The organism is Pseudoflavitalea rhizosphaerae (assembly GCF_003991355.1).
GTDB classification, from domain to species: Bacteria; Bacteroidota; Bacteroidia; order Chitinophagales; family Chitinophagaceae; genus Pseudobacter; species Pseudobacter rhizosphaerae.
The window spans coordinates 660,851-672,909 of sequence record NZ_RCSU01000002.1; the positions used below are offsets into that span (position 1 = coordinate 660,851).

The window sequence follows — 12,059 nt, forward strand, 5'->3', positions numbered from 1 at the left end:
ATTTTTTTATGGATAAAATTAATATACCGGACAACAATAGCCTATCTCCGGAAATGCTCCGGGCAGCACGTGGGGCATACGACAGGGATGGTTTCTTTGTTCTGCGCAATGTTTTCACGGAAGTGGAAATGGAACTTTTGAAACAGGAGATCAAACGCCTGTGCAGGCAAAATCCTGAACTGATCACCTTTGAAAATGCAGTGGATGGCAGCAACCGGAAAGTGATGCACAAAATATCCAATTTCCTGGAATGCAGTCCTGTGTTGATGGGAACAGCCCAATCCTCTTTCTTTTTATCAGTGGTATCCGCCCTCTTCGGTGAAGAAGCCATCTTGTGTACAGACAAGATCAACTTCAAGCAACCAGGCGGTCGCGGATTTTTACCGCACCAGGACATGAGTGGAATCTGGCAGAAATATATGAGCAATATCATTTCCATTTTTATTTCCTGCGAAAATGCTACCATAGAAAATGGTTGCCTCGAGATCGCTCCCGGTGAACATAAAAAGGGCATCATGAGTGATTATATGCAACCCATCGAAGTTCAGGCTGCGCAGGCGCTGGCATTCGATAAGCTGGAAACAGTGCCGGGTGATGTGATCTTCTTCGATGGCTTTGCACCGCATCAGTCTTCCCCTAATTTTTCAACTAAGGGAAGAACTGCTATCCTGTTCACTTACAATAAAGCTACTGAAGGTAATTTCCGTCCACAGTTCATGAAGGATTTCGGATTGCCCGGGTCTGGGCCGGTTGCGCAAAAAATGTAAGAAGCAGTATGCAATTGTCCATTCTCGACCAAACACTGGTGCATCCAGGTAGCACGGCCAGCCAGACCCTGCAGGATTGTATCAAGCTCGCCAAACTGGCGGAGCAATGGGGCTATCACCGATTCTGGGTTACAGAGCATCATGACTCTGCACAATTTGCCTGCGCTTCACCGGAAATCCTGATGGCCAGGCTGGCGGCGGAGACGAGCTCAATACGGATTGGCGCCGGGGGGCTCTTGCTTCCCAATCATCCGGTAGAGCAGGTAGCGAATAATTTCAATATGCTCCAAACCCTGTATCCCGGCCGTATAGACCTCGGGATTGGAAGGGGCGGCAGCGAATCAGCACTAATACGGCAATTGCTGAATCCCGCACATACATATGATGCCGGGATTTACAAACAGAAAATCTTGTCATTATCGTTGCTGCTCCGGCAGCAAAAGAACGCTTCAGAACATTTGACAGCATTTCCTGAATGCTGGCTGCTGGGTTCAGGCACAACTACCTCAAGGCTGGCGGCGGAACTGGGCCTGCCCCTCTCCTATGCGCATTTCATTAACCCCGCCGATGGGCCATCCAATATACAGTTGTACCGAGATCATTTCTCCGCGAATGAAACAAATAATGCTAAGACCAGTATCGCAGTTTTTGTGATCTGCGCTGAAGATGAAACTAATCTGCAGCGATTACTCCGGGAGCTCGACTTCGGATTACTGCGATCGGAGAGAAAGAAACAAATGCCTGTATTGCCCGGAACTGCGCAGCAATATACATTCACCAACGAAGAAGAAATTCAGGTGCTAGAGAACCGGCAAAAAGCCATCTGGGGTTCACCAAAAACAATTTGCTGGCAACTGCAGGAATTCGCAGAAGGCTATGGGGTCGATGAACTGATCCTGCTTACACATACATCAGATCTGGATGATAAAATGAACATCTTCCGGTTGGTGGCTAAAGCCTGCCTGTAGATTTGATTCTACCAGATCATCCAGTCCGAATTCTTCATCTCTTGTCTTGTGGTTGGTCTTTGTATACCATTGGTGAGTTCTGTTACCCGGCGATAAACATATTCCTTTAACTGCCAAACTGAGGCGTGTGGTTGTTGTTGCAACAACTCAAGTATGGAATACGTAAAGATGCTGTGTTTGATTTCGTCCCATTCATTGGCTGTTTGTGTACCGCGTGAGGCAGAAAGAATGGTGGTGCCTGAACTCCTGCCCACATCGGGAAATATTTCCTGCATCAGTTCGAACACGGTTTTGGGCGCCATGGCTGTACCTTTCGACTGGTAGGATTCAGGCAGGTAAGCAATTGAACCTTCCTCTCCCATGTTCATATCTTCTTTGTCTACCTCACCTGAATGACAGGCATCGATGATCATCAGTTTTTGTCGCGGCGGAATATTATTGACCAGGGATTCGAGGGTGTCATATGGAATACCGCCTTTTTCAGGCATACTGAAATCGACATTATACGTAGGAAAAAAATAATCAAAATCGTTGCTTAACAGTCCATGGCCCGAGTAGGCAACAACCACAACATCGTTGATATCGGCCTTTAGCAGTTTCTTCTTAAGTTGATGAATGGCGGACAGCGTCACGTTCTCATTAAACAGCGTGTCTATAACAATATGCCGGCTTCCATACTTCTCTTTTAACGCCCCGGCAAGTGCCCTGATATCCTTTACACTCCAGAGCAGATTGTTGCTGGTATCGGCAAATCGTTCTATGGCAACGCCTACAAAATAACATTTGCGGGACTTTGTTTTCTGTTCTCCGGGAAATTTGCTGATCACAACTGATTTGCGTAGACTTTCCAATCCTTCTGCATTCATTGCAGAACCTTCAACCAGGTTAAATCCTTCTGAAAGTGACACCGTAATGGTAGTATCCAATATTCCTGATTTCAGGTGCTTCAGGGGAATGCCATTGTTATGCCAGAGCGGCACTTCATTGATCCAGATATTAAACCGGTCCAGCGGCAGGTGCTTATCTTCTACCCTTATGTGTAAATCCACTTTGGAGGGATATTGTTTGGTAGTAATGAATTCCTTTCCATTTACGAAATCGAATACAGGCAATGTTACCTTACGCTGGAGTGTAAGCGAATCGAATCCCTGGCGTCTGAGCCGTCGCAGGTAGGCTTCATAAAAAATTGTGATCAGTTTTTGGTTGGCAGAACCTGCAGCCTTCAATACCAGGTCTGGCCGATTGTATTTCAGATCGAGCTGCTCGAAGGATATCCAGTCCTGGTCCTTGCTGGTATAGTAAAGCATTCTCGAAGCAGTAGGTGTAGACCTGTAATAATGGGAAGGCAGCAGGGTCAAATAATCTTCATTGCCCAGCGCAAAAAAAGTATAGATCAGGCTACCGGTTTTCAGGTCCCATAGCTTACTCATGAAATCTGCGCCACAACTAACCATCAGGTTTCCGTCAGTGTAAAAATCAACCATGTGCACTCCGCCTTGATGGGCCTCCAGTGTAGTGATCAATTGAAGATTGCCTGCATCGCGGATCTGCATATACCCGTTTTCGGATATTACCACAAGAGTTTTACCATCCGGGCTGTAATAAGCTTTCTCGAGTTTCTCTCCAGGATGTTCTTCCCTGGTTATCAGGCTATCCTTCCGCCAGTCCCACAGTTCAATGTTTTTGCTGTTGACAAGCAGGAGTCGTTCACCAGTTGGCTCCAGCCTGCCTTCCTGTCCCCCATATCCCTGGCTTTTCGTATACAGTATCTTACCGGTAAGGGCATCTCCCACAAAACTGCTGCATCCGGTAGAAGTATAGAACAGTTTACCATCCGGAGTAAATTCAAAATGATCTATCTGACAATTATCCACGGGCACGGTGTACAATACATCGCCAGTCTTGGTGCTTCGCACTTCAATTGATTTTCCGTGGAAATGGTAGAGATAAAATTGTGTACCATCCGGATTGAAATCTACTTCCCGCACTTCCGGGCCGGCTGCAATGCTCCAAATGGATTTCCGGTTTACCAGGTCCCATAATTGTACAATGCCGTTATAATCCCGGGTGATGGCTTTGGAGCCATCTTTGCTGAAACAGGCATCGATCAGCAGGCTCTTATGGCCATTCATGGTCATCCAGGTTTCACCCGATGCCATATCAATGATCCTTGCTGTACTGTCCCAGCAGGAGGCAATGATCTTAGTGCCATCCGGGCTGAACGCAGGGCCTCCCCTGATATTCCAGACCGTTTTTTTCAGTTCCCCTTTTTTGCGGTCCCAAAGTTTAAGGCTTCCATCGTATGGGCATGTAAGGAGCGTATTTCCATCCGGGCTGAAGCGACTGGTCCAATTCGCATGTACATAACCGTTAAAGGTTAACAACCAGTCGCCGTTTGCCGCGTCAAAAGCATCCAGATGCCCCATAATCGTACCCGTTACAAATGACTTTCCGGTATTGCTGAAGATTATTTGTGAAAGGGATTCCCGTGGATAAACATGTGTGATCTTTTTACCGGTGGCCATATCAAATACCGCTACGCCATTATCATCTCCCCCACCCAATGCAACTGATTTACCATCGGGGCTGATGGCAATAAGATCGGCTGTATGCGCAAGTTTCCGGATCTCGCGTCCGGTAGCAGCATCCCGGATGATGGTTTCATTGCGCCAGTTACCGGAAAGAATATATTTATCATCGGGGGTGAACGCGGCCGTCATTACCGCTCCGTCTGCATGTTTAAGATTAAGGTGCACTTTTCCTGTTGCCGTATTCCAGATAGTGAGTGCCGTATCAGAAGCTACTGCCACCTTGCTTCCGTCATTGCTGAAGATGGCGCCATTAACGTATGCCATCTTTCCTTGAAGGCGGTGACGTATCTTTTTAGTTTTCACATCCCATAGCTCCACTCCTCCATGAGTTCCACAGGTAAGGACCAGTTTTTCATCAGGGCTGAATATTGCCGTTATCATATTGCCGTTACGTGCAGGAATGGTAAGCAGGGTTTTGCCGGTGAATGCATCAAAAAGTTCGGCATTAGATACACTGAAAGCCAGAATGGAAGAATCGCTTTGGGAGAAAACAGCGCCTCCGGGACTCCAGGATAGTTTTTTGGCGAGGCGAAGTTTACCGGTTCTTCTGTCGAATATCCTCACAGAGTCTTCCCGCGCAACACCTAAGATCCAATTCTCGTTGTGACTGAGCCTTGCAGAACCTACCTGCCCATTCATGCGGATATTGAGCCGCATGGCTCCTGTTTTGGCGTCCCAAACTTTGATGGTATTGTCGTTGGCGCCGGTTAACAGAAATTCCTGCTCCCTGCTTAATTGTATAGAACTTATATGGGCTGTATGCCCGATAGGAAGCATTAGTCTCAGCTCCTGTTCCTGGGCATAACTCCTGTCTAAAATCAATACGATGGGAATCAGTAAGGCAAAGACTTTCATCAAAAACTTTTTTGGGTTCGGGATCAACCACACTTTAGTACTTAAAGATAATACTCGCCACAACATCATTTAGCAACCTGGCAAATATACGTCTCTCGCCAGAGGTAAGCGAAGGCAGCACCCTGCAAAAAAAGGGTGTACCTCCAATAGGCACACCCCAGTATTTCACGAATACCACTAAAGGTTCAAAGCAATTACCGGAGAGCCGGTCTGCTAACCAAAGTATCAGCCAATGGCCGCCACAGTCATCTCATGGAAATGGATGCCTGCTGCCTCAAAACCTCAACCAGCGTACAGGATGCCTTACCCACATGAAAGACAGTGTACGTAAAAAATAAGATGATTTTTTAAAGAGGGGCTCTCAGTTGAGAGCCCTCTTTTTTCCATTAATCTAATTAAGCATCACTAATCGGATTTTAGTGAGACCTAACGCTGCGATGCGGAAACCGAAGTTTGAAATGATTTATGTCAGGGAATCAGTAGTAGTTTATTATCGCAAATCTGAATCCTTGCGTACGAAGAAATGATCAGTATTATTCGTACTAAAATAAGTACATTTTCATTCTAAAAAAAGTAAATATCCTACTACTTGATTACCAAAGATTCTTTTTTAAAGTACTAAACATACTTATATATGAATCAATCCGGCTGCTCTCAGTTTATTTGCGTCATGAACAAGGAAAAGCAATTAAAGCAGATCCGTTCCATGATAGACAAAGGCGAGATCACGCTTTTCAAAGAGATATTCGACTACTATGATATCACTCCTATCATTAATCATCTCCGCACCAATCACGCTACGCTCACAGGCTATATCAACAACGTAACCAGGATCCGTATTGGCAAGATCATCAGCATTGCCGAATACTTTGATGTTGACGAGAAAAAGATGATCAACCTCGTTCATAACCAGATATACGCCGACCGGAAAATAAAAAAGACGCGTAACAAATAGCTTTGAAGTAAACACAATCAGGCGGTTCAATAATACCAGATCACTAATTGTTGAAAGGAGAACACAAATATAAAATAGCCTCCACTTACATTTTACTGCAGAAAGGAAAAATCTTCCATAAAATTGACCGGAATCAAGGTCGATCACTTTTTCAATTAGCTGCTGGCTTTCTTCGCAACTGGTTTCTTCTTCTTACCCAGCTGTGTGAAGTTATACCCGATGGTGATCCTGTAATTGCGGGTATTGGTGCTGCTCAGCGACTCGATATTGTAAGCAGGCGTTGTGGTGAAGCTGCGGTATTCCTGCTTTGCGATCGGATCGATCATATTGAAAGTTAACACCAGTTTCTTCTTCAGCAGTTTTCGCTGCACACCGAAATTCATTCGCAGATTACTACGCACAGTTCCCTGCGGATTTGCAAAGCGGTTGTATGTAATACCGGTGGTGATATTCCACTTATCGGTCGGCACAAAATTACCATTGAAATTGGATGTGAAAGTGCCACCGTTGATGAAGCTGGTATTCCTGCTGCTGTACTTGTTGAAAGTATAGCTGGCGCTCAGGTTCAGGCGGAGCGCTTTGGAGAAAGTGTATCCATTCCAGGTGCTGATCTCATACTCTTCTCTCCCATCGATATTGTACCAGCTGGTGGTGGTTTTGTTGGTATCGTTCGGCGCAGGCAATCGCAACTGTGTAAAGATATCGCTCACCTTATTGTAACCGAAGCTGAGGTTGAGAAAGTATTTGTCTGTTGATCTTCCGAATACCAGGTCGAAATTATGAGAAGTGGAAGGCAGCAGGTCCGGATTACCGAAGCGGATATTGTTGGTATCGGCAATGTCCACCGTAGGGTTCATATGATTGATGCCGGGCCTTCTGATACTCTTGCGGTAGCTGAGGTTCACGCTCAGCACTTCTTCCCATTTCTTGCTCAGTCTGAAGAATGGCAACCAGGTGGAGTAATTGTTGTCTGCACTGGCTCCGTCTTTCAACTTGAAGCGCAGATCAGTATTTTCCAATGTGATGCCGCCGGTTACCGACAGGCTTTCTGAAAGCCGCTGCTTTACCGCCACACGGATATTGCTGACGCGCTGACGAAAATCGAAACTGTTGCTGAGATTGGTATTCGGCATCAGCTCTTTCACGGGTACACTGCGTAATCCATAAACATCCACATTGATATCATTCAAGCTATATATATAAGAACCGCCGGTACTGATGGAGGTTTTCTTATTGGCTAGTTGCTTATCGTAATTCACCCTGGCATTATACCCCTTGTTGTGTGTTTCGTTGTATTGTAATTGTGTACTGTCTTTTCCCCTTTGTGAATAGTCCGGGTTGAGCGGGATCTCGTAGAAGGTTCTGTCGCTGTTGTTCCAGGCGGTATTTGTGCCTGCAATAAAGCGGAGCGACTCTCCCGGCTTCTTACCTTTACGCGTATACGTAAAATTGATCACCGGACTGATACTGCTACCTGCAGTAGCGATAGATCGCTGGCTGATCCGGTATACTTCATGAAAGCGATTGATATTGGTGTATTCGTTATCGGATTTATTCCGGGTAATGGCCTGGCTATACGTTGCCTGTATATTGAAGAAGTTCCATTTGTCGAGCTCATAATCAATATTGAGCCTGGCGTTAGGACGGATGCCTTTGTTGAAACTCTTGCCTGCTGTTGCATAGTAGTTGGTGGAATCCTTTCTGAAGTTCTCGCGCAGGGAGTGGCTGTACCCGTCGAATTCATTGTAGGCGAATCCCATATTGAGGTTCACCGCCAGTCCTTTTTTCCTGTAGTTGATATTGCCGCTGGCGCCGTATTCACCGCGTGTACCCGCGGTAAGGGTAAGCCTTGCTCCCATCCCCACTTTACCTTTTTTGGTAACGATATTGATCACACCGCCCTGTTCATTGGCATACTGCGGCGGCGGGTTGGTCATTACTTCGATCTTCTCGATCATACTGCCGGGAAGACTTTCCAGCAGGTCTGCCAGTTGTTGTGCATTCAGTTCAACGGGCTTATCGTCGATCAGTATTTTAGGTTCACGGCCTCTCACCACCAGTTTACCATCGGGGTCATTGGCTACCAGGGGAACGCTCTTCAGCAGTTCGGCAGCGTTGGAGCCCGCACTGAGCGCGGATTCGCCGGCATTGAAAGTGATATTGCCATCACGGCTCTGGATCAGGGGCTTCTCTGCATACACAACTACTTCTTCCAAAGCTGTATCTGTATTGGGTTTGAGCGTGAGATCGCTCATATTGAAATCATAGCGTTCGGCGCGGATCCAGATACTGTCAAGCGTCAGCGGGCGGAAACCAATATAACTGATGGATAATTTATAATAACCAAAAGGGAGGCGCTCAAACTCGAAATTTCCGTTCTGGTCTGTACGTGTATTGCGAGTGGGGAGCAAATCATTGAACGGCCGGAGTGATACAGATGCATCGGCAACAGCTTTCTGCAGGGTATCTATCACGTTGCCGGTGATCAGGCCGGGCGCGGATTTCGACTGCTTATCCTGGCCGGAGGCAGATAAGGTTACCAGGAGCAGGCAGCAGCAAACAATTAGGAATGGTCTCATTAGGGGCATACACGCGTAAAGATAACGCAAACCCGTATACAGACAAACAACTGTCATCCTGTCATTTAACAGGACTTTTCCCTATCTTTGCCCCTTTAATTTCAGAATGCGATGTTGGATTTCATTACCCAGAAGAAACATGACGAGAGCCGCCAGGGAGAAGCCTTTGCCCCTGAACAGGCTGGTGTGCAACAATTCAGCAAGAGATTTTATATAGAAAGTTATGGTTGCCAGATGAATTTCGCGGACAGCGAAGTGGTGGCTTCCATTCTGCAGGAAGGCGGCTTCGGCGCTACCCGTAATTACGAGGAAGCCGATCTCATTCTCATCAATACCTGTTCTATCCGCGAGAAGGCCGAACAAACCGTTCGCAAACGCCTGACCGATCTCCGCAAAGTGAAGCTGAACAGGCCCGGCGCGCTGATCGGCGTACTCGGCTGTATGGCAGAGCGTCTCAAATCGAAATTCCTCGAAGAAGAGAAACTGGTTGATATAGTAGTTGGCCCCGATGCCTATCGCACACTGCCTTCACTGATCACTGAAGCAGAAGGCGGGCAGAAAGCTGTGAACGTGCTGCTCAGCCGCGAAGAAACTTATGCAGACATTGCGCCCGTGCGCCTCGGCGGCGACGGTGTTTCCGCATTCGTAAGCATCATGCGCGGCTGTAACAATATGTGCTCCTTCTGCGTGGTGCCTTTCACCAGGGGAAGGGAAAGAAGCCGGGATGCCATCAGCATCGTAAACGAATGCCAGGTATTATTTGATGAAGGATATAAAGAAGTGACCTTATTGGGACAGAATGTAGACAGTTACTATTGGGTGGATGAATCCACCGACACGATGGTAAACTTTGCGCAGCTGCTGGAAAAAGTGGCGCTGATCAGTCCACTGCTCCGCGTTCGGTTCTCGACTTCACATCCGAAAGATATCACAGATGAAGTGCTGCATACCATGGCGAAGTACGAGAACATCTGCAAGTACATACATCTTCCCGTTCAAAGCGGCTCCACACGTGTGTTACAGCTGATGAACCGCACCTATACCCGCGAATGGTATATTGCAAAAGTAGACAGGATCCGTTCCATCATACCGGACTGTGGCATCAGCTCCGATATCATTGCAGGTTTCTGTACCGAAACCGAAGAAGAGCACCAGGAAACCATGAGCCTGATGGAATACAGCAAATATGACCTGAGCTATATGTTCTTTTACAGTGAAAGGCCCGGCACCCTTGCTGCCCGCCGCTATGAAGATGATATTCCTGAAGACGTGAAGAAGAGAAGACTGGAAGAGATCGTGCATCTACAAAATAAGCTCAGTCATGAAAGCAATCAGCGCGACCTGGGCAAAACGTTCAAGGTGCTGATCGAAGGCGACAGTAAGAAAAGTGGGAACGACTGGAAAGGCAGGAACAGTCAGAACAAAATGTTGGTTTTTCCCAAAGGCGATCATAAAGTGAACAAAGGCGATTATGTGATGGTTAAAGTCACAGATTGCACCAAAGCCACGCTGCTGGGAGAGATCGTATAAGTAATATTGTCAGAAAGGAGCTAAACGAGTTGTGAATATGGATATCCAATCAATCAAAAACCGGTTTGGTATTATCGGGAACTCACCCGCACTGAATTACGCATTGCAGGTGGCAGCCACGGTAGCCAATACAGACCTAACCGTTCTCATCAATGGAGAAAGCGGTACTGGTAAAGAAGCATTTTCGCAGGTGATCCATGCATTATCCGCCCGGAAGCACAATCCCTTTATTGCGGTGAACTGTGGCGCGATACCGGAAGGCACCATCGATTCAGAATTGTTCGGGCATGAAAAGGGCTCTTTCACAGGAGCCGTGGATTCCCGCAAAGGATATTTTGAAACTGTCAATGGCGGCACTATCTTTCTCGATGAGATCGGTGAAATGCCCCTGGGCACTCAGGCACGTTTGTTGCGCGTACTGGAAACAGGTGAGTTCATCCGCGTGGGCTCTTCCAAAGTGCAGAAAACAGATGTGCGCGTGATTGCCGCCACCAATAAAGACCTGCTGGAATTCACGCAGAAAGGGAGATTCAGGGAAGACCTTTATTACAGGTTGAGCACCGTGCCCATCCGTGTTCCGGCATTGAGAGACAGGAAAGAGGACATCGGCCTGCTCTTCCGCAGGTTTGCCGTTGATTTTGCAGAAAAGTACAAAGCTTCTCCCCTGCAGCTGGACGATGAGGCGAAAGAGTTGTTAATTAACTACTCCTGGCCCGGCAATGTGCGCGAACTGAAGAATATTGCAGAGCAAATGAGCGTGCTGGCAAATGATAAGATGGTCACCGGCGCAGAGATCAGACGCTTTTTGCCTGACAGGGACTTTTCTCGCTTACCCGTACTGGTTAGCCCTCAGCCCGGCGGCGGTTCCGCCAACGGACATGAGTTTGCCAATGAGCGGGAGATCCTGTACAAACTCTTCTTCGATATGAAGAAAGATGTGACCGAGCTCAAGAAAATGTTCGTGGAGATCCTGCAGAACCCCGGCATGGCCGCGGCGCAGAACCAGGCGCTCATCAACGAACTCAAAAACAAGGAAGTGCTGAGCACCACCGGCCTCATCCCCCACTCCCAGCCTGCAGCCGTGCAGGGGCCCATGCAACCGGTGATGATCCATCACGATGATGATATTCACCATCATGAAGAAGTGGAAGAGAGCCTGAACATCATGGACAAGGAAAAGGAACTGATCATCAAAGCGCTTAAAAAACATAAGGGAAAAAGAAAAGATGCCGCCACAGATCTGGGCATCAGTGAAAGGACCCTTTACCGTAAGTTGAAAGAATATGATATCAAAGAGTAATGTATCGAAAGCCCTGCGGGTAAACCTTCTTGCAGCAGGATGCCTGCTACTGGCTATTTTCAGCGGATGCTATTCTTTCAAGGATGTTAGTATTCCGCCGGATGTAAAAACGGCAAGAGTGAATTTCATCGAGAATAAAGCAAGGTACATCAACCCGCAACTGAGTCCGCAACTGACAGATAAACTGAGGCAAAAAGTGAACAACCAGACCCGCCTCACGCTGGTGCAGGGCGATGATGCCCATTATGATATTGGAGGTTATGTCAGCGATTATTCCGTAACCACTTCCGGTATCAGTCAGCAACAAGCGGCTACAAACCGTTTAACCGTAACCGTTACAGTAATCTTCAAGAATAACCTGGACCCTACCAAGAACTTTGAGTCACCGGTATCACGCAGTTTCGAGTTCCCGGCCACACAAAGCCTTCAGAGTGCGGAAGCCCAGTTGACGGAAAGCATCATTCAGAACATGACAGACGAGATCTTCAACAAGATCTTCTCCAACTGGTAGCCC

At 47.2% G+C, this 12,059-nt stretch carries 8 protein-coding genes; 6 read left to right on the forward strand and 2 right to left on the reverse strand.

The features are described from left to right. Positions 1-8 precede the first annotated feature (8 nt). Both D9Y29_RS05325 and D9Y29_RS05330 read left to right on the forward strand, forming a co-directional pair. Positions 9-767 carry a phytanoyl-CoA dioxygenase family protein gene (locus D9Y29_RS05325; RefSeq protein WP_127125742.1) on the forward strand — a complete coding sequence of 253 codons (759 nt, stop codon included), beginning with the start codon at positions 9-11 and terminating at the stop codon, positions 765-767. 8 nt (positions 768-775) lie between these two features. Then, positions 776-1,735, forward strand: coding sequence for an MsnO8 family LLM class oxidoreductase (locus tag D9Y29_RS05330; protein ID WP_127125744.1), 960 nt, complete (start codon positions 776-778; stop codon positions 1,733-1,735). A gap of 8 nt (positions 1,736-1,743) precedes the next feature. Here D9Y29_RS05330 and D9Y29_RS05335 read toward each other — a convergent pair whose 3' ends face one another. After that, on the reverse strand, positions 1,744-5,181 hold the full coding sequence (locus tag D9Y29_RS05335; protein WP_164735263.1) for a caspase family protein: 3,438 nt from the start codon (positions 5,179-5,181) through the stop codon (positions 1,744-1,746). Between the two features lie 670 nt (positions 5,182-5,851). Here D9Y29_RS05335 and D9Y29_RS05340 point away from each other — a divergent pair. Continuing rightward, positions 5,852-6,136, forward strand: coding sequence for a hypothetical protein (locus tag D9Y29_RS05340; protein WP_127125748.1), 285 nt, complete (start codon positions 5,852-5,854; stop codon positions 6,134-6,136). 155 nt (positions 6,137-6,291) lie between these two features. On the opposite strand, the gene D9Y29_RS05345 is transcribed toward D9Y29_RS05340, so the two are convergent. Next, a complete protein-coding gene (locus tag D9Y29_RS05345) occupies positions 6,292-8,715 on the reverse strand; it encodes a TonB-dependent receptor (RefSeq protein ID WP_164735264.1) in 2,424 nt (807 codons plus the stop codon). A gap of 111 nt (positions 8,716-8,826) precedes the next feature. On the opposite strand from D9Y29_RS05345, the gene miaB reads away from it, so the two are divergent. The 3 genes from miaB to lptE are packed head-to-tail and all read left to right on the forward strand — an operon-like array spanning position 8,827 to position 12,056. After that, a complete protein-coding gene (gene miaB, locus D9Y29_RS05350; RefSeq protein ID WP_127125752.1) occupies positions 8,827-10,245 on the forward strand; it encodes a tRNA (N6-isopentenyl adenosine(37)-C2)-methylthiotransferase MiaB in 1,419 nt (472 codons plus the stop codon). A gap of 37 nt (positions 10,246-10,282) precedes the next feature. Further along, positions 10,283-11,545, forward strand: a complete 1,263-nt coding sequence (locus D9Y29_RS05355) for a sigma-54 interaction domain-containing protein (protein WP_127125754.1) — start codon at positions 10,283-10,285, stop codon at positions 11,543-11,545. Continuing rightward, positions 11,529-12,056, forward strand: coding sequence for an LPS assembly lipoprotein LptE (gene lptE / locus D9Y29_RS05360; RefSeq protein WP_127125756.1), 528 nt, complete (start codon positions 11,529-11,531; stop codon positions 12,054-12,056). The genes D9Y29_RS05355 and lptE overlap by 17 nt, the downstream gene beginning before the upstream one ends. Positions 12,057-12,059: the final 3 nt, after the last annotated feature.

Bases quoted from the DNA above. Each gene is read 5' to 3' on its own strand.
- D9Y29_RS05340 (WP_127125748.1), top strand. From the start codon at position 5,852: ATGAACAAGGAAAAGCAATTAAAGCAGATCCGTTCCATGATAGACAAA.
- D9Y29_RS05330 (WP_127125744.1), top strand. From the start codon at position 776: ATGCAATTGTCCATTCTCGACCAAACACTGGTGCATCCAGGTAGCACG.
- D9Y29_RS05345 (WP_164735264.1), bottom strand. From the start codon at position 8,715: ATGAGACCATTCCTAATTGTTTGCTGCTGCCTGCTCCTGGTAACCTTA.
- D9Y29_RS05335 (WP_164735263.1), bottom strand. From the start codon at position 5,181: ATGAAAGTCTTTGCCTTACTGATTCCCATCGTATTGATTTTAGACAGG.
- D9Y29_RS05325 (WP_127125742.1), top strand. From the start codon at position 9: ATGGATAAAATTAATATACCGGACAACAATAGCCTATCTCCGGAAATG.
- lptE (WP_127125756.1), top strand. From the start codon at position 11,529: ATGATATCAAAGAGTAATGTATCGAAAGCCCTGCGGGTAAACCTTCTT.
- D9Y29_RS05355 (WP_127125754.1), top strand. From the start codon at position 10,283: ATGGATATCCAATCAATCAAAAACCGGTTTGGTATTATCGGGAACTCA.
- miaB (WP_127125752.1), top strand. From the start codon at position 8,827: ATGTTGGATTTCATTACCCAGAAGAAACATGACGAGAGCCGCCAGGGA.